This is a genomic window from uncultured Pelagimonas sp. (assembly GCF_947498515.1).
GTDB lineage: Bacteria > Pseudomonadota > Alphaproteobacteria > Rhodobacterales > Rhodobacteraceae > Pelagimonas.
In genome coordinates this window covers 156,154-174,765 of sequence record NZ_CANMKO010000004.1, presented here as the reverse complement: position 1 = coordinate 174,765, position 18,612 = coordinate 156,154, and the positions used below count along the sequence as shown (strand labels likewise).

Genomic DNA, 18,612 nt, shown 5'->3' with positions numbered 1-18,612 from the left:
ATTAGGTTGGAAACCATCCGGTTGTCGGAAGCAGGACCGAATACACGCTTGTTGAGGCGGTGATAAATATGCGGTTCATTTTTGGCCCGCCAAAGCACAGGTTTGACACAACTTCAGGGACAAAGATTTTTCCGAGCAATGTTCCGTCGGGGTGATAGCAATGTACGCCGTCCTTGGCGCTCGTCCAAATGCGCCCTTGGGTGTCTAGGCGGAAACCGTCGAAAAACCCGTTTTCGCACTGAGCAAAAATCTCGCCTCCCGACAGGGTGTTATCGCCATTTACAGCAAATCTACGGATATGGTGTTCGCCTGACGGATAACGTGTTCCCCCTGAATCCGCGATATACAGGGTTTTCTCGTCTTGCGAAAAGGCAAGCCCGTTGGGGCACGTGAAATCGGTTGTAACCTGCGTAACGGTTTCAGTGGCAGGATCAAAGCGATAGACATGTTCGCCATCTAGCTCTGCCTCGGCTTGAAACCCTTCGTAATCGGATTCGATGCCATAGGCAGGGTCCGTAAACCAAATAGCGCCATCTGAATGAACCACAACATCGTTGGGGCTGTTTAGCCGCTTGCCGTCGATATGGCTCACTAGTGTCTTGACCGACCCATCATGTTCAATGCGGGTCACCGACCGCGTTCCATGTTCGCAAGCAATGATGCGACCTTGGCGATCCAAGGTGCTTCCGTTTGTGTAACACCCCAAGCCGCTGCGGATGTCTCCGACAGACCCGGTGATCTCGTCCCAACGTAGCCGTCTGTCGTTTGGGATGTCGCTCCATGTTAAACAGCGAAAAGCAGGAGAATAAACCGGGCCCTCGGTCCAGCGCCCCCCAGACCATAGTTTTTCGACAGGCTCGGCCAATTTGATGCTACGGGCGAAACGATCATCCCTGATTTCATAAAACTCAGATTTATTCATTTTGGGTCTATCCGTAATAACCAAGGAACTTGTTCCACCACGCTAACAGATTTGGCGTTGTATTCGTTCATTTCTTCGTCGTTTTAGTAGGATTTTTGAAACTGCCCTAGGGTAGATTGTCAGGGGCGCTGTTGCATTAAACACCATCGTGTTGTGCTTGTGTGGATGTTGCAGTGTTGACCTTGCCACAGTTTCGAAGAGGTGGGGGATGAATACATTTCGCCCATGACGTACGGGTGCTTGAACGTCGTTTTGCCTGGCATGACCCTCCAAAGCTCGGCTGGTTCGGCATCAAATCCACCTGAACTACCGGTTTAAAATGCCCGCCTAGGCGTCCTTTCTAAGTCTCGTCATCGTTGCACAGTGTTGGTTTGGGAAAAGCTTGCATCGCCCGGTCTAAAAGGCTGCCCTGTTTTACAAATTTCTCAAGCGGAATACCCTGCGATGCGGCCTGCGCAGCATCTCGAAGGGCCGAAACTCCGGCGCCGGGCCCATCTGGGTGGCTGACAATTCCGCCGCCGGCACAAAAGATGAAATCGTCATTGCCAAGCACCTGCCGCGCCGGATCAATTTGCCAGATCGTTTGCCCAGATGAATAGACTGGCATGGCAAGGTGATCAGGTCCCCCATGCTCGGAAACCGGAGATTGAACCGAACGTGCGGATTGGCTAACCACTGTATCGCTTTCAGTAAATTTGTTGCCGAGGCCATTTACATGAAGATGATCCGCCCCAGCGAGACGCCAAAGCTTTTGCATGACCACAAAGCTGATCCCGATGTTCGGTGACCGAGACAAAAGCCCCCAACCGGCCCGGTGGCCATGAATAAGCGCGGTCCCGTGATTTCGCACCGAACGCAACCCGGTTATACCAACAGACTGCATGCAAACCATCGCGCAGGTTGCGCCATGATCGGCCATCAAATCCAGGTTGCGCCGCATTTGATCGATTTCGTCGGTGACATTCACGGCATATAAAACCTGCTTGCCGGTTTTATCAGCGTGATCATTGATAACCTGCATGACGGCTGCAAGCCGGTCGTCAAAGGGACAATCTGGTCCATTCGCCTGAAGTTCATCGTCTTTGATGAAATCAATACCCGCTTGGACCAGTGATTTGACCAGATTGGCCGTTTCAGAAGGCCGCAATCCAACGCTTGGTTTGATGATCGTCCCAATAACCGGGCCAGCCTGGCCACCCATCAATTTGCGCGTTCCGGCTGCCCCATATTGAGGGCCGGGAAATTTCGACACAAAAGAGGCTGGCAGATTGATGTCCGTCAAGCGAATGGCCGACAGGTCTGCCAATTCAAATAGGTTTCCAGCTATGGTCGATAAAAGCGTTGGCAAGGAAAAGCCAATGTTGCCAATTGGCCAGCTGATCGTAACGGTCCCGCGTTCATATGTGTCGCCAGTTTTGCGGCAAGGCAGCGCGGGCTGGTTCGAGCGACCCGTTATAAGGATTTGGTCTACCCGCGCCGCTGAACGGTCACGCAAGGCATCAGTTTCGGCCGCCAACCGCACAAAGGTTCCAGTGGATTGTTCACCGGCCAAAACGGCGGCTGCTTTGGCCAATCCGACCGGGGTTTCGATGTCATATGTTGCAGTGATGCGTTTCATTTCGGGCCTCCTCCGTCACGAATCCAGCCAAAATAATCCGGACTGCCCATTTGCCCGCCCTTTAGCGCCAGCTCGAGCCCATCCATCGGACCATCGGCATGGGCCAGACAAAGTGATGCGCCGGGGATCGTCGGGGCCAGCGCCGTCAATGCAAAGATCCCCAGTTGCTGGGCCGCATATCCAGAGGTGTCACCGCCAGACACAACGGCGCGGCGAATGCCGCTTTGGGTTAGGACCCGGTCAAGCACCGTACCTAAGGACTTGCCAATAGATTGGTTCACCTCAGTGATGGGTTTCCCGGACCTCGCGGCGGCCTGTCGGAACCGTGCAACATTCGGATCATCGGGACCATGTGCGGTGTAAATCAGCGGGTCTAACCCGTCGGTTATGGCGGAAAGACTATCGTAAACTGCTCGTTCGATTTCGCGTGTTAAGCTCTCTGAACCTAAGCAAGCTTGCGACGCATCAAAGTGAATAGGCGCAAACCCATTTGCACGAGACCAAGCGATTTGCTCAGCCGTTGTGGGGGAAACTGATCCCGAAACTGAAACCATGCCGGAGGCACGCCCTACGCCGGACCTTGGGGGCGGTGGGGGTAGTTGATTTGTTTTAATCCAATGATTTACGATCGCATATTCGATGCCTTGCGACCCAACGACAAATCGATTTTTGCGACGGTTTTCCCATATGAACTGGCCCGCCTCGGCCTCAGACTGCGGGTCCATACAATCGAGGGTACATACAGAAATCTGACCTTGCGATGCCTCGCTACGGGCGGCATTTTTGTCTTGGGGCCACACCGACACTGACAGGCGATCAGACTGTGCCGATAGGTGTTTGCCTACGTCAGCTTCCTGCATTGGCGTGACCGGGTGGCGCGCCATGACAGGATGGCGATCAAGGCGGTAAACCTTGTCACCGTGACCGGCAAACAAGTGGCCAAAGATTTGGTATCTGCGCAGTTGCGGCGCTGCGACCAAGACCGGGACCATTTCAGGGGCCATGATTTTGGCGGCAATCTCGATGGCGCGCCCGATGGACCCTGTTGTCGGCGAAGAATCCAAGGTTGAGCAAACTTTATAGTGAAGAATCTCCGGCTCCAACGCCAAAAGGGCTTCAAAAGCAGGGGGGAGGTTGCGCTCCATCCAATCAGGAGAGTGCGCGCGCGCGGTCGAGGCAATTCCGAAGGCCCTTAGTTCCGGAAAGCGCGAGAGCTGTTCCGGTGTCGGAGCATCAAGAAAGAGCATCGCGGGAATACCAGCAAAGGTCAGAACTTCCAGAACGGCTGCAGCCCCGGTGAAATCGTCTCCATACCAAGCAAGCGATAGGCTTTCGGGTCGTGAATCCAATTGTGTGTCCTCTTGATGATGCATCAACCACGGCATTGGTTGCTTGACATGTTGGTATGCTTAGTACCTTATTATACCAGTTGTCAAATTTGGACGGTCCAACCGATCGGATATCCAAGAGGAGGTGGGAAGTGACGAAGATAGCTTTGTTTGGAGCCGGTGGAAAAATGGGGGTTCGCTTGTCGAGAAATCTTGCGAATTCGGATTTTGAAACGGCACATGTCGAAGTTTCGCAAGAGGGACGAGACAGGTTGAAATCAGAGCTGGGGTTTGATTGCCAAGACCCGGCGGAAGCTTTGGAGCACGTTGATGTTGTTGTGCTGGCAGTGCCCGATACCGCCATTCGAAACGTGTCGGCCTCGATCGTCGATATGGTGCCATCGGGTGCTATGATCATATGCCTTGATGCCGCGGCACCTTTTGCCGGTCACCTTCCCAAACGTGATGATGTGACCTATTTTGTCAGTCACCCATGTCATCCACCGATTTTTAATGACGAAGATACCAAGGAAGGTCGCAAGGACTATTTTGGTGGTATCGCCGCCAAACAAGGGATCGTAAATGCTCTGATGCAAGGCCCCGAAGCCGACTATAGATTGGGCGAAGAGGTCGGTAAAACCATCTTTGCACCGGTGGCTAGATCTCACCGCGTTACAGTTGAGCAGATGGCGCTGTTGGAACCTGGCTTGTCCGAAACAGTCTGCGCGTCGCTTTTGGACGTGATGCGTGAGGCAATGGATGAAGTCGTGGCCCGCGGCGTTCCCAAAGATGCTGCCCGTGACTTCTTGCTTGGGCATATGAACATTTTGGGGGCGGTTATCTTCAAAGAGGTCGATGGTGTGTTTTCAGACGCCTGCAACAAAGCAATAGAATTTGGAAAACCAACCCTGATGAAGAGCGATTGGAAACGGGTTTTTGAGCCTGAAGAGATTGCAGCCAGCATCGATCGGATCACATAGCACCAGATCGTATGATCCACTTGTAACGCCAGTTGCGAGGTCATATTCTGGACCTGGCAACTGGCTATTGAAAGAGTGGACGAAGATGAAAGAAGTCGATGGCAGTGGCACCAAAATCGTACGTTTAAAGCTGTCGGACCAAGTCTTTTTGCGGTTAAGGGAAATGGTCGCAAGTGGCGAACTTGCGGCCGGCGATATTGTGCCATCGGAACGCGCGTTGATGGAACGTTTTGGTGTTGGTCGCCCCGCTGTGCGCGAAGCTTTGCAAGCCATGCAAGCCAAAGGGTTGATCACAATCACCCATGGCGAACGCAGCCGGGTCAACGCCTTGACGGCCGGCGTCGCCTTTAAGCAACTTGATGATATAGCTAAACTATTGCTCTCTAGTGAACCGGCCAATATTGATCATCTGAAACAAGTCCGCCACTTCTTGGAAGTGGGTGCTGTGGGGATCGCCGCCTCAAAATGTACGTCAAAAGACGCGGCGGACCTTGCCGATTTAATTGAGGCACAGCGTAAAGAGCTTGGCAACGCAGATGGGTTTATGAAGGCGGATATTGCGTTTCACACCCGCGTTGCTCAGATCTCAGGTAATCCACTTATCCATTCTATCACTGAAATGATGCTGACGTGGCTGTTTGAATATCATTCCTCCCTTTTGCTGTGGTCCGGGCGTGAGGAAACGACCCTCCAAGAGCATGGTGTGATATTACGTTGCCTAAAGGAAAATGATGTCGACGGGGCCGTCCACGCCATGCAAGCGCATCTCGACCGATCTGATTCCAGCTTTGTTCCGATGGGGAAATCCTAGGCGCCTCAGTGGAAAATGTGCCAGTCGTAGGGGCCAAGGGGACCTTGTGTTTGTGGTGTCAGATTGGCTCTTATTTCCGCTGTCCCAACCCGGATTGACGCCATTCCGCTGGCGCAATTGGCAGAATGTACTGGCTGGCCCGCAAAAGCGGCCAGCTCCTTTAGTGCCAATGTCAAAGGCCAAGGGCCGGAGCGGCTGATCACACCCCGAGGCCCATATAATGCTCCTGGCGTCCAAACCTCTATGCCTGCGGGAGCAAGAGCTGCTGCAAGCCCAATAGTGTAGGCCGCACCAAATTCCCCCCGATGGCGCGGATCGTCATGTGCCATACAGATCCGGGTTTGATGGGGGTTCTCGATTGTCTTTTCACCGTAAGGATTTTGTCGCATGGCCAGAGTGGAGGGGCCAATTCTGTAGGGGCGGTCACCAATTATCGCCCGCGCTGATTTTGTAATATGTGGTATCGTTTCAAGGGTTTCCATAACCGATGTGTCATCTGCGGCGTGAACGATCGGGCACAACCCATGGCCGACAAAATCCAACATTTCGACAGGGGGGCGTTTGCGATTGAGTTCCGGAAAAAAGCTGACCATCCCACCACCGCATTTGATGTCGCCAAAGGCCAATCGAGCCGCAGCGTGGATACGTTCCAGCGGCGGGCAGGGCGGCCACTCGGATCCCGGAGGGGTGGATTGGCGGTCAACCGATGGGCAAACGAGAACACTGGACGGCGCAAACTCTGTCGCTTGCATTTGCTGGGCCAGACCTATCATTTCGGGCCTCGGATCGTCGGCACTCAGGCAGATCAGTTCTAGATCGTATGTCACGTTGGGGCAGGCGCGTTGAGCTTTTGCAAAGGCTTCGAACTGCTTTTGGGTGTTGCCTAAAGACGCATCGAGATGGCACAAGAGCCGCTGTGGGCGAACATTTTCGATGTCCCCGGGATTGGCCGCCAATCTGACAGCCTCATCGGGAGAGATGACCAGTGCCATTTCCGGAAAGCCACCTCGCGTTTTGGTCGGCTCAGGGCGCGGCGGAGCATAGGCTGAGGTAGGCGTCCAACTCAACACGACAGATTGGTCAAGCGTGTCCAAATCCGAGATTTCATAGGGCCAAGGCCGCGCGAGCGGGCGATTATAGGTTTTGAAGGACGCGTCCCCCCATTGGCGTTGGTCTTCCATTTCAAAAGTGTCGCCGCTGAATTGGCAGGTCACTTTCTGGTTGCCGGCCTGATGGGTTAACCCGACGATGTCCATAAAGGGCTGCCATGGGGCAATTAGGTCGGGGAAATGTGTAGTTTCAACCGATCCATCGCTATGGCTGACCTGCACGGGGTGGCCCGCAACCCCTTGAATCGGATGAAGAACCGTGAACCCCGCCCGGTTCGTTTCAAACGCCCCGATGGTCACGCCTTTGGCCACTACTTTTAGACCCCGCGTATCTGCGAGGATGGTAATGTCGACGTCCAACTGTGCATTGTTGCTGCTAAACCGCGCGGCATAGGTGATTTGAACGCTATCGGGTGTACACAGAATTTCCTCGTTTGTGATGTAGGGGGGCAAGGTCCCCCAATCGCGGTCGCGAACCAAGAAAGCGATACTGCGGATCGCTTCATTTCCGTACAAAGATACATGTCGCAACGCACCATTTTCATAGCAAAACGAAAGCGGCCCACAGGAATAAACCTGGCCAACAACGGTGGGGGCGTCACTGCCAAAAACTGCGATGCGATCGATCATATGTCGGCAAGGGTTACTGTGGCTCCAGATGAGGCTGACAAATACGCAGCTTCAACCAAAGCAAGGGTTTTTAGATTGTCGGCCCCCGATGTTTCAGGGGGGGATCCTGACGTGATGCAGTCTACAAAATGCTGCTGAATGGTCTGCACACTTTCTTGGATATTGTGCCAAGGCCGCTCTGCCCAGGGCAACAGGGGCGGCGACACATCAATGATCTGCTCGGTTTGGGTTTGTACAGTTAACCTGTAACCTGCGTCTAATCGGAGGGTGCCTTTTGATCCGTCTATCTCAAGAAGAGACTGCGGAAATGTCTCGGGTGTTCGGTGCGTTGCGTAAGAGCAATCGACAACACTGGTTGCGCCGTCTTCATGTTCCAAAAGCATGGTTGCGACGTCTTCGCCTGCGATGTTCGGGTTTATCCGGCGCGTTGTCGCAGATATTCGGCGGGCATCGCCGAAAAAAGCCCGCGAAATATCAAGGATGTGGATGCCAAGGTCTTCGATAATGAACCGCTGCCCTTCGGCCAAATAAGGTTGCCCTGAAAACACGTCATAGCCAGAGCGAAAACTGACGCGACCAAAAAACGGGTCGCCGATCGCGCCGGATTTCACCAATTGCAAAGCGGCTTGTATTGGCGATTGCCAGCGAAAGTTTTCATGAACCATCAGGGTTTTACCGGCTGAATTCACCGCCTCCACCATGGTGCGGGCATCCTGCATCGTCTCGGCAAAGGGCTTTTGGCAGATGACGTGCAAGCGAGCCTCAGCCACCATTTCAACCAGGGACCGGTGCGAAGAGACGGTTGTCGCGATATCCACAAAATCAAAGCCACCGTCCGCCAACATCTGTGTGGCATCCGTGTAGGTGCGCGCTATGCCAAAGGTCTTGGCCGTCGCATTCAACCGGTCTGTGTCACGGTCGCAAATGGCTGTGATCTCGACCCCTTTGATATCTTGCCAAGCGTGCATTTGATTTTGGGCGAAAAAACCGCAACCGATAAGGGCTCCCTTCATTCTGGCCTCCTATTTGTTGATGGCGGCCTGCGCCTGAAGCGCGACACGGGCTTGAACTTTTTGCTGGGCTTGGTCGATCACCACGGCGGCGATGATAACCAACCCTTTGATCACAGTTTGCCAGAACGACGACACGCCCATCATTACCAACCCGTCAGACAGAACTCCGATCACAAAGGCCCCGATGATTGTGCCGCCAATCTTTCCACGCCCGCCCGACATAGAGGTGCCCCCCAAAACTGCCGCCGCAATGGCGTTCAGCTCAAAGGTGTCTCCTGTTGCGGGGTGCGCTGCCACAAGCTGAGACGACACAATTAAACCTACCAGTGCAGCGCAAAACCCGGAAAATATGTAAACGAAATACTTGGTTCGAGTGACGTTGATACCGGACAGGCCCGCGGCCCGTTCGTTGCCGCCTACGGCGTAGATGTGGCGACCCAACGGGGTGCGCTTGGCGATGTAGGCCGCCAAAAGGCCGACTGCTATCAGCATGCAGATAGACACTGGAATTCCAAATATTTCACCGGCACCAATCCAACGGAAGGTGTCGGAACCATACTCTGGATTGCCGTTCAAATTCGGAAAGGTTCTGCCGTCTGAGCTAAGCATTGCCGCGCCGCGGGCGACATAAAGTGTGCCCAACGTGGCAATAAAGGGAGCCACATTGAGCTTGGTGATCAAGAACCCGTTTATGGCCCCAATGGCGGTTCCGACCAAGATGACCAAGAGACAGATTTCGAATGTATTAAACTGAATGGACCATCCCAAGCCAAAGTCGATCCCGTTCAAAACCAGATACCCGGCGACCATACCGCAAAGTCCCACGATGGACCCGACCGACAAATCAATGCCGCCTGACACGATCACAAATGTCATTCCAATGGCCAAAAACGCATTCAAAGCGACATGTTTGGACATGATGACCATATTGGCGGTCGACAAGAAATTGGGGGCGTTCAAAGCAAAGAAGGTGAACACCAAAATAAGCGCGATAAAGGTCCGGGCTTTTAGCAAAACCAGTAGCGCGTTGGGGCTTGATGGTGCGGGCACGGATGCTGTGAGATCAGCCATCATGCGGGCTCCTTAATATGAGTGGGTTGAGCGTGTCCGATGGCGGAGGCCTCTACGAGGGCGGTATTGGTGGCTGAATCTTGTGAAAACTCACCGGTGACCCGGCCGTTTGACATGACCAGAATGCGATCTGAGAGCGACATGACTTCCTCAAGATCTGAGGTCACGAAGATGATCCCAAGACCGTCAGCTGCGAGTTTTCGCATAACCCGAAACACTTCAGCCTTGGCGCCGATGTCGATGCCGCGCGATGGTTCATCCATCAGCAAAACCTTGGGGCTGGTCATGAGCGCTTTGGAAATGACCACTTTTTGCTGGTTTCCCCCCGATAGTGACGACACCGCATGTTCGGCTGAGGCCACTTTGACCGTCAGCCGTTTGATGTAGTCGATCACTGTGTCTCTCTCGCGCGAGAGGCTCATGTGAATGCCGCGGGTGAATTGCTCTAGGCTAGATAGGGTCATGTTTTCACGGATCGACAGAATTTGAACCAAGCCGTCGTTCTTGCGATCTTCCGGAATGAGCGCCAATCCCCGGCCAATGCGACCTGCAACGGTCTTTTCCGTCAGCAATTCACCTTCGATGAATATTTGGCCGACGGACTGGGGGTGGCGTCCAATGGCACATTCTAAAAATTCGGATCGACCCGCCCCCATCAGACCGTAAATACCTAGGATTTCGCCACTCTTGAGGGAAAACGAAACGTCATCTACCAAAAGCCCGCCAGCGGAACTACCAAGCGACACATGTTCGGCGCGAAACACTTCATTCCCAAAGGGGTGGCTGATTTCCTTGGCAAAATCCTTGCTGCTTTCGCCAATCATGTTTTGGACAATCCAGGAAATATCAACACCGTCCATAGATCGGGCGCCGGTTATGACGCCGTCTCGCAGGACGGTGATAAAATCACCAACTTGGATAAGCTCTTCGAGCCGGTGAGAAATATAGACAATGCCAACACCGTTGTTTTTGAGGTCTGCAATGACGCGAAACAAGATGTCGACTTCGACGGCAGATAGCGCCGAGGTTGGTTCATCAAGGATCAAAATCCGGGCATCTTGGGCCAGTGATTTGGCGATCTCAACGATCTGCTGTTGACCAACGCGCAAATCCCCGACCAGATCATCAGGGTCGATGTCCTGTTCTAGGCGTTTCATCAACGCGCGGGTTTTTTCCCGTTGGGCAGCCATATCAATATCGATACCGCCACGGGTTAACTCGCGGCCAACAAAGATATTTTCTGCGACGGTCAAGTTGGGAAATAGATTGAGCTCTTGAAAAACAATTCCGATCCCGTGTTTCGCCGCATCATCGGTAGTTCGCAAGGTCACGGGGTTGTCGTTGAGAAACAGCTGCCCGCTGGTCAATTGCTCAACCCCGGCGATTACCTTCATCATCGTGGATTTGCCAGCGCCGTTTTCGCCAACCAGCACGTTGACAGCCCCCATATGAAGATCGAAATCGACCTCGCTTAGCGCAACTGTACCGGGGTAAACTTTAGTGCCCTTGCGGATCGAAAGGCCTATTGGGTGTTCCATCATTGGCCCCCAAAACTCAGTTTCGTGGGGACAATTTCAGGGCTCGTTGTGACATTTTTGAATGTGAAAACACCTTCGAATGTCACCTGCATACCAGTCAGGTCGCCCTCTGGAATGGTCAGACGGTCGTGGGCAATTGCGTTTAAGCCACCGGCGAGTTTTGCAAACTCGATTTGGTCGCGAAAATTTGTGAATATTATGAATGGCATAGCGTCCCGGATGGCCGTTCCGCGGATGACCGGGCCAAGTTGAACAATAACATCGGGTACGCCGTCTGCGTCCGTGTCCACTTTGAGCTTTGCTGCCCGGCTCTTTGTGTTTGCCTCAAGGATCGTTCCGGTGCCAGCAACAGCGAAGTTCCATGGATTTGCCTCTCCGTCTGGCCGCATGCCATGTTTTTCACCGGCGGCGTCGATGTCCAAGGCTTGCGCGGATCTTAGGTCTGACAAAGGCACCAAATGTGTCGCGACAGCGGGTAGGACTTTTGAGTCCCAAATTTCGCGGGCATAGATGCCCATACGCTCCGCGTCGGTTTGATTGGCAGGGGCAGCGCCTTCGGCATTGGGGTCCGGGTTTTTCACGATCTTGCAGCCAGACATTGTCGTCAACAAAGCGATTGCCGCTGCCGTGAGTAGGATTGAGTGACGCATTTAACCCCCGTTGATTGCACAGGGCGCAGCGTGGTGCCGCGCCCTATAACTCTGGACTTTAACGCTTAGGCACCAAGCGCGAAGGTTTCCAAATCGGCAGCGTTGTCAGCATTGATCAAAACGCAATCCATCAACTGCTTTTCTTCCAAACCGGTTGATCCAGTTTCGATATATTTGTCAGCTTGTTCAACTGCGATCTGGGCCTGCCGGTATGCTGGCTGTAACACTGTTGCCTTGATCCCGCCGGCAAGAATGCTATCGCGGACATCGTTCGAGCCGTCAAATCCCACAACCAGAACATCGCTGCGTCCGGCGGCTTCTAGTGCGGCCCAAGCCCCCATCGCCATGGTGTCGTTACCACAAATCAACCCTTTGATATCAGGGTTGGCTTGCAAGATTGACTCCATCTTTTCAAAGGCTTCCGTCTGAGACCAATTGGCGGATTGCTGTGCCACCATGACCATATCGGGGTACTGGTCAATGATATCGTGGTAGCCAGACGAGCGGATGCCGGCATTTGTATCGGCTTCACGGCCAACCAATTCGACGTAGTTTCCGGTCTCTTCCATGATGCGGACGAATTCTTCGGCACCTAGCTGCGCACCTTGATAGTTGTTCGATACGATTTGGCTAACGGCAATGCCTGCCTCTTTGATTTCACGGTCGATCAGGAACGATGGAATCCCCGCATCTTTCGCACGTTGAACTGCTGCGACGGTTGCGTCGGCACCGGCATTGTCTAGGATTATTGCTTTTGCACCTCGGGCAATTGCCGTGTCGAACAGCTCGGACTGCTTGTTGGGATCATCGTCATGGACCAAAACAATGGTTTCATAGCCAAGCTCTTGGGCGCGTGCTTCTGCGCCTACGGCTTCTGCTTTGAAAAACGGATTGTCATGGCTCGGTGTCAAGATAGCGATCAGCCCTTTGCCTTCGGCCCAGCTCGCTTTGGTGGTTGCTAGCGTCACTACGCTTGCAAGACCGGACAGAAAAATGCGGCGATTAGTGTTCATGTTTGTTCCTCCCTAAGCATCAGTCCCACAACTGTCGCGACCGATTGACGGCAATTCTTCCGACATTGTCATCTTCTTGTCAACAGGTATGATGAGTATACGTGCAATTGGTGCGTGCCACTTTCTATGCCCCGCGTCAGGTTTTCGGGGCATCGTTGCGCGGGCTTGGTTGTGGCGTTGACGCGGCAAGGCCGCACGCGTGGCCATTCTGCCTAGCCTTGCCTCAAGGGTTTCGGGTTTTCTCGGTGTATCGCCCGTTACGCCGTCCGGGGGTACCAGCGGTTTGCACCAACACAGGCGACGACGAGAGTTGATCATGGAACGACTATGACGACGAGATGCGGGCTAGGTGGCAAAGCGCACCATGAGGATGGCGATCCAAATCACCCTGACAATGCGAGCAAAACAATGTATCAAACATTGCAATCTACTTGGTGATGCCTGACGGATGGGGGGGGCGAAATTGACCAAAATCCACTTTTTTGATGCCGCACCAATGAATGGGCGGGCTTGAATGGCCTATCACCACCCAATCGGCGATGATCACCCTTTTCCTCAAGTCCATGCGTTGGCGCAGCGTGAGGGTTTTGACCAACTGGAAATCGTGAACCTTTATGACGGGGCGTTGATACGTCTCTTTGTCGGCACGCCCAATATTGTTTTCAGGCTCGACGGCGACCCTGGTAGTGCTTTGGATCGCCAGCGTTTTGACTATTGGACCAAAATAGTTCTCACCCCCGCCTCACCTCAGGACCTATTGAAGGCCATCAAGTCGCATCTCGCGCAAGAGAGCGATTGATAGGCAACTTCTCAACCTGACGCGCTTTCGAGTAACCCGATCCCGATGTGGCAATTGACGAATGCGGGCATGGCATCTGAAGGATAACACCACCACAAACGGCCCGAAGTCGACCAATGCGCAAGCTTCACCCAAGGATCGCTCCCAGCCCAATCACGACATGCGTGCTATGCGCAGTATTGAGAGGGCCCCGCGCCAGTGGGCAGAAACCGGCCCTTCGCCTCATCCACAAGGTTTTCTAGATAGTCTGTTGAAGGCGGCCTTTCGCGTCGTAAATCCTCGGCGTTGAGCACCTCAAATAGGATCAACATCCAAACTGGCGCCCATTTTAGTCTCGTTTGGGTCTCCGCTGAATCGGTTCCTTAGTGATCCAAAAAGAAATCACAGTAGGTGTTTGTCAGATCAGAAAAAGGGACAGGTTTTCCGATAAAATAGCCTTGCAGGCGATCACATCCCAAAGCCGCCAAATCTTTTACTTGTTGGGCAGTTTCCACCCCTTCCGCGGTCACCCCGATTTCGAGTGTATGGCCAATCTCAACAATCGACTGAAGCAAGCGCAATCCGCTCTCTCCCTCTTGTGTGGCGGCGACGATGCGTCGATCAATTTTGAGGCGGTCTGGATTGACCTTTTGTAAAGCTATGACAGAAGCGCGCCCACTACCAAAATCATCGACCTCTATTTCTATTCCAATATCGCGCAGTTCATTGAGATCTCGCATGAAGCCGTCGTCTTGCTCTTCAAGAAACGTAGTTTCCAAGAGCTCAAAGGCAATTTGACCAGGGTACAAGTCCACATATCTACGCAACTGTTCGATGTGACCATCGCCAATGCGGTTGGTGCTGGCATTGAAAGACAAGGACGGGCAGGAAGGCAGACCTCTGAACAAACTTGAGCATTCTAAAATGGCCTTCTCAAAAACCATTTTATCTATTTTCGCAATAGCTTGAAGGTCTGAAGCGACGGACAGGAATGAGTTCGGAGATAGGGTTCCATTTGATGGATGTTGCCATCTTGCAAGCACTTCCAACCCAACCAAAGCACCAGAGCAAGCATCAACTTGGGGCTGATAGTAAGGAATAAACTCGGCCTGTTCGATCGCCCTTAGGATGTCATCAGCAAGAAGTTTGTTGTGATACACCGTTTCCAAGTCCGAGTGGTTAAACACTCCAAGTTGACCACGGCCTTGTCGCTTGGCTTTGTACAGGGCGACATCCGAGTTGGTAAGCAGTTGAGTTACGTCAACAAGAGGCGTTTGCGCCATCCCGACCGAAGCTCCAAATCTACATATCTTGTCGCCGATTTTGGCCGGGCGAGACAAATCTTTTAACAGTGTGTTGGCAAGCTTGTCGGCCCGATCATCAACAAATGGCGCGTACATTAAAACGACAAACTCATCGCCACCGATGCGGGCAACAACGTCTTCGGATTCAACGGCCCGGCATATGCGATTTGCAACATCAACAAGGACGGCATCCCCTGCCGCGTGGCCCAACGTGTCGTTTATTTGCTTGAACCGATCGAGGTCTATATGCAGCACCGAAATCTCGCCGCCCATGACATTTCGTTTGAAGGAGAATTCCGTCAACCTTTGCTTGAGGTAGCGGCGGTTTCCCAAACCCGTCAAGTCGTCATGAAAGGCCATGTGTGTGATAGCCTTGTTTGCGTCCTCCAAGCGCTGGGCATATTTTTCAACAGCACGTTTTTGACGCACCAATTCGGTGATGTCCAACCTGACAATGACCAAATCTCCATTGCTGGCGCGTGACCGCAAAAGCCGGTGATGAGTGTCGCCTTCAAGCTCAATGTCCTGCACCGGCTTTGCAACATCCTGTTTTTGATGCTGGTCCGATCCCCACTCGGCTTCTTGACCTCGGGCATCCACAATCTTGCCCGCATTGATCGCCGATCGGGCCACGTCTGTTCGGTGCATACCAACTTCTAATTTCATGTCGGTGGTGGCCATTGAGTGTTGATAGGCGTGGTTCCAGACCACCAGACAATCGTCGGAATCATAAATTACGAAGGGCGATGGGTAGGCGTTTAAGGCTGAGACAAGACGAGCTTTGGCGGCTTCGGCAGTTCGTTTTTGGCGAACAAGCTCCGTGGAGTTCAGCCGTACAACAACGTAATCGCCATTCGCAGACCGGCTTCTCAACAACCGATGGTGAATATCGCCATCAAGCTCAACATCTTGGTGGGGTGCGCTCAATGTTTCCTTGGACAAGATTCCATTAACCCATTCATCTTCCCGACCAACGGCTTCGGGGTAACGCCCGTTCCCTACTGCCAAAAAAAGCACGTCGCGAAGGTGCATCCCAAAAACAAGCTCTTCAGGATCATCTGATACTGAAGCCGCGTATCCTTGGTTCCAGCTCACCAACCGAAGGTCGGCCCCATATATAACAATTGGGTCCGGGTATGAGTTTAGGGCAGACAACAACCGATCATAAGAACATCGTTCCGGCGCGTCGCGGCCATCTTCTATGGCCTCAAAGCCGGAACCAAAAGTCACAAACCATTGCGGGTTTTGGGATGTGGCATCGGCAACCAAATCAATTGTTGCCAAGGCTTGAAGCTTGGTTCCATCACGACGCTCCAAATTCGTTAACTTGCGATGGAGAGGCCATTGTTTTTGCCCTGCACGCAAGTTGTCAGCAGCGTTCGCTAGGGATAAATCCTGATCGAACAAACCTTCAAACATCTCACGAGGGACTTCGCAAGCTTGCCAACCAAGTGCTGCCGAGAAAGCAGTATTTGCATAGGTCACCAACAGATGCTTTGCATTTAAATCGTACGTTAAAACCAAAATCGGAACCGAGGTGAACTTCAAAAAATTATGTTCAGGGTTCTGGATGCTCTCGCCCTCACGTTGAAAGGTTCAACGCGTAGTAGAACGCCAAAGCTTTGCAAAATAAACTTGTTTTTTGAATGCGTTGCCCAACCTAGGCGGGTTTTTTGCCAAGGGTCCGGCTTATGCGTTTTGATATTTGATGCTACGAAGGCCGATCAGGCACGAGCCCTCAATCCGGACCTCCCTTTGGGGCTCTCCAATCAGGCAGAGGCACTATTCAGATTTTATGTTGAGCCACCGAGCTCCGACCGCAGACACACCATGTATCAAACGTCGTCACTGCCCCTCAAGCTGAGCTGTACGTTCCAGCTAGATTATCGTGCCACTTGCCCAACATTTTTTTCTTCCAGACCTCTGCGTCGCTGTGGCAAATCGGGGCCAAGCTGAACCGATTTTCACAAAATGTTTTAAGCCCATTCACCCAAACACCTGTCCCATGACCGCGGACCAAAGTGATACCTTTTCTGTTTGGATCCTTTAGCGCATCTACATTTGCTGCCAAAACTGGGCGGCCTGCCGCAAATGCTTCTGCTGCCACCAGACCAAACGCTTCCCATCTTGACGGCATTAGGACAGCGTCGACTTGAGCGTAAATGTCATGTGAGGTTGATGAGTATCCGAGGAACTTAATACGCGTGTCGCCCAGCGCCAATTGTTTAAGCTGTTGTTCCTGCGGGCCGTTGCCAAAGACTTTTAGCTCCAAGTCCCGATCCTCGAGGTTTCTAAACGCCTTGATTGCGATGTCGAAGCCCTTTTGCCGATCCAGTCGCCCGACCAATCCCAATCGTTTTGGCCGTGGTCCAGCCGGGGGTACATCGGAAAAAGAGGTGAAATCGACAATGCTATTGCACGTTTCCAACGCATGCGATGCCACCAGATTGCGGCTACGCATCCACGTGGTTTGGGCCTCGCTCACACAAATAACGCTATCGAACAAGGAATAGCTTGTTTGTAATAGGGTAAAGAAACGCCCGCGGTTTGCCACGTTCATCGCAGTGAAGGATTGCGTGTAACTGTGCTCAACATGGATCAACCGAGCGCTCGGAAACCGCGCACGCATGGCCAAAAACGTCGGCAAGTTACGCCAACTTACTGCGAGATGCGACACGATAATATCAGGGCTTGGGTAGATGCGCCGCCAGTCTTGGAAATCCAATAAGCTATGGTGGCAGGTCGGGTCTGGTGAGCTGGTTAGAAATGACACCATACGCATCACACCACCCGGTGTGCGATCATCAATCAAATGAATGGCAGTTTTCATCACGGCCTCCTGAAGTTGGATTTAGAAACGTTTGATCGCGGTTAAGGCCGCCATGGCCTGCCGAATGCGCAAAGCACCAGTGCGCTTGAGGACTTCGGCAGCGGCAAGGGTTGAAAGTGTTTTGACCGGCTCTTCGGTCAGCGGCTTGCGCGACATCAGAAGCGATTGCCACGCAAAGTCATGAGCACGCCGCCCGAGGTTTAGGCTAATCGCGCGACGGGCGAGATAGCGATATTGATAGGCTCTGGCGGCACTGGCATGGGTGTCAAAAAACTCTGGGTTCAGATCAGTCAATTTCGTGACCATGCGTTCCCACGCGTCCAATTGCTGATCAATAGAAGCCGATAGGCCGTGGCTGCTGATGCGGTATTCGGTCAAAAGCTGCGCCACGCCTTCGATCTGCCAATCAGTGGTCAACATCATGCGCAGCCAGCATTCGATGTCTTCCGACTGGCGAAATGTTTCGTCAAAAACCCAATCCCGTTCGGTTTCAAAATGTGGTCGGTAAGCGATGTCGGTTAGCGCAACACGCCGCGCCACAACGGCGGAGCCGTTGCCAATAGGGTTGCGTTTAAACACATGCGCCGGTGTCACCCCCCGCCGTCGTGGTTTTTGGACAATACCAAGCGGCGCGCCGTCTTCATCAATAAGCTTAGAACCTGAATAGCTCAGCGCCACATCCGGGTTGGCATCTAGGTGCCTTATGTGAACATCAAGCTTGTGCGGCACCCAAAGGTCATCGGCATCGCAAAACCCAACATACGCGCCACGTGCCGCCGCGATGCCAGAGTTGCGCGCGCCTGCTAGCCCCCGGTTGGTTTGACGGACTATTCTGAGCCGTGGATCGTTTGGAAACTGCTCCGCTATTTGGGCTGTCTGATCGGTCGAACCATCGTCGACAACAATTATTTCGAAATCTCGGTACGTTTGACACAGCAACGAGCGCAGGGTCTCTGGCAAGGTTCGGGTGGCGTTATAGGCGGGGACGACGATGCTTGCGGTGGGCATTTGGCAGAT

Annotated in this window: 15 protein-coding genes; 3 read left to right on the top strand and 12 right to left on the bottom strand. The window is 53.1% G+C overall.

From position 1 onward, the window contains the following. Nucleotide 1: 1 nt before the first annotated feature. The 3 genes from Q1A43_RS09645 to Q1A43_RS09635 form a co-directional block, all read right to left on the bottom strand. The gene (locus Q1A43_RS09645; protein WP_299934498.1) at nucleotides 2-922 is read right to left on the bottom strand and encodes an SMP-30/gluconolactonase/LRE family protein; all 921 of its coding nucleotides are present in this window, start codon (nucleotides 920-922) and stop codon (nucleotides 2-4) included. Nucleotides 923-1,262: 340 nt separating this feature from the next. Further along, nucleotides 1,263-2,540 (bottom strand): ribulose-bisphosphate carboxylase large subunit family protein, encoded by a 1,278-nt coding sequence (locus Q1A43_RS09640; RefSeq protein WP_299934495.1) that lies wholly within the window; start codon nucleotides 2,538-2,540, stop codon nucleotides 1,263-1,265. After that, complete coding sequence (locus Q1A43_RS09635; RefSeq protein ID WP_299934492.1) at nucleotides 2,537-3,889, bottom strand: four-carbon acid sugar kinase family protein; 1,353 nt, start codon at nucleotides 3,887-3,889, stop codon at nucleotides 2,537-2,539. The genes Q1A43_RS09640 and Q1A43_RS09635 overlap by 4 nt, the downstream gene beginning before the upstream one ends. Before the next feature lie 131 nt (nucleotides 3,890-4,020). On the opposite strand from Q1A43_RS09635, the gene Q1A43_RS09630 reads away from it, so the two are divergent. Both Q1A43_RS09630 and nanR read left to right on the top strand, forming a co-directional pair. Then, a complete protein-coding gene (locus tag Q1A43_RS09630) occupies nucleotides 4,021-4,848 on the top strand; it encodes a phosphogluconate dehydrogenase C-terminal domain-containing protein (protein WP_299934489.1) in 828 nt (275 codons plus the stop codon). Between the two features lie 85 nt (nucleotides 4,849-4,933). Beyond that, nucleotides 4,934-5,659 carry a transcriptional regulator NanR gene (nanR, locus tag Q1A43_RS09625; protein WP_299934486.1) on the top strand — a complete coding sequence of 242 codons (726 nt, stop codon included), beginning with the start codon at nucleotides 4,934-4,936 and terminating at the stop codon, nucleotides 5,657-5,659. Nucleotides 5,660-5,664: 5 nt separating this feature from the next. Here the strand turns inward: nanR and Q1A43_RS09620 are convergent, their stop codons facing one another. The 6 genes from Q1A43_RS09620 to Q1A43_RS09595 all read right to left on the bottom strand — a co-directional run bounded on the left by Q1A43_RS09620 (nucleotide 5,665) and on the right by Q1A43_RS09595 (nucleotide 12,683). After that, the gene (locus Q1A43_RS09620; RefSeq protein WP_299934484.1) at nucleotides 5,665-7,398 is read right to left on the bottom strand and encodes a hypothetical protein; all 1,734 of its coding nucleotides are present in this window, start codon (nucleotides 7,396-7,398) and stop codon (nucleotides 5,665-5,667) included. Next, nucleotides 7,395-8,411: a Gfo/Idh/MocA family oxidoreductase gene (locus Q1A43_RS09615; RefSeq protein ID WP_299934480.1), complete on the bottom strand. Its 1,017-nt coding sequence runs from the start codon at nucleotides 8,409-8,411 to the stop codon at nucleotides 7,395-7,397. The genes Q1A43_RS09620 and Q1A43_RS09615 overlap by 4 nt, the downstream gene beginning before the upstream one ends. A gap of 9 nt (nucleotides 8,412-8,420) precedes the next feature. Continuing rightward, the gene (locus Q1A43_RS09610) at nucleotides 8,421-9,482 is read right to left on the bottom strand and encodes an ABC transporter permease (protein ID WP_299934477.1); all 1,062 of its coding nucleotides are present in this window, start codon (nucleotides 9,480-9,482) and stop codon (nucleotides 8,421-8,423) included. Continuing rightward, entirely contained in the window at nucleotides 9,482-11,020 is a 1,539-nt protein-coding gene (locus Q1A43_RS09605) for a sugar ABC transporter ATP-binding protein (protein ID WP_299934474.1), read from the bottom strand. The genes Q1A43_RS09610 and Q1A43_RS09605 overlap by 1 nt, the downstream gene beginning before the upstream one ends. Further along, entirely contained in the window at nucleotides 11,020-11,670 is a 651-nt protein-coding gene (locus Q1A43_RS09600; RefSeq protein WP_299934471.1) for a DUF2291 family protein, read from the bottom strand. The genes Q1A43_RS09605 and Q1A43_RS09600 overlap by 1 nt, the downstream gene beginning before the upstream one ends. Nucleotides 11,671-11,735: 65 nt before the next feature. Next, on the bottom strand, nucleotides 11,736-12,683 hold the full coding sequence (locus Q1A43_RS09595; protein WP_299934468.1) for a D-ribose ABC transporter substrate-binding protein: 948 nt from the start codon (nucleotides 12,681-12,683) through the stop codon (nucleotides 11,736-11,738). Between the two features lie 514 nt (nucleotides 12,684-13,197). Between Q1A43_RS09595 and Q1A43_RS09590 the strand changes: the two genes are divergently transcribed. Further along, nucleotides 13,198-13,482 (top strand): hypothetical protein, encoded by a 285-nt coding sequence (locus Q1A43_RS09590; protein WP_299928848.1) that lies wholly within the window; start codon nucleotides 13,198-13,200, stop codon nucleotides 13,480-13,482. Nucleotides 13,483-13,844: 362 nt separating this feature from the next. Here the strand turns inward: Q1A43_RS09590 and Q1A43_RS09585 are convergent, their stop codons facing one another. From Q1A43_RS09585 to Q1A43_RS09575, 3 genes are all read right to left on the bottom strand, one after another. After that, nucleotides 13,845-16,313 (bottom strand): EAL domain-containing protein, encoded by a 2,469-nt coding sequence (locus tag Q1A43_RS09585; RefSeq protein WP_299934465.1) that lies wholly within the window; start codon nucleotides 16,311-16,313, stop codon nucleotides 13,845-13,847. A 307-nt stretch (nucleotides 16,314-16,620) separates the two neighbouring features. Then, nucleotides 16,621-17,595: a glycosyltransferase family 4 protein gene (locus Q1A43_RS09580; protein ID WP_299934462.1), complete on the bottom strand. Its 975-nt coding sequence runs from the start codon at nucleotides 17,593-17,595 to the stop codon at nucleotides 16,621-16,623. A gap of 21 nt (nucleotides 17,596-17,616) precedes the next feature. Beyond that, nucleotides 17,617-18,603, bottom strand: a complete 987-nt coding sequence (locus tag Q1A43_RS09575) for a glycosyltransferase family A protein (RefSeq protein WP_299934460.1) — start codon at nucleotides 18,601-18,603, stop codon at nucleotides 17,617-17,619. Between the last annotated feature and the right edge of the window lie 9 nt (nucleotides 18,604-18,612).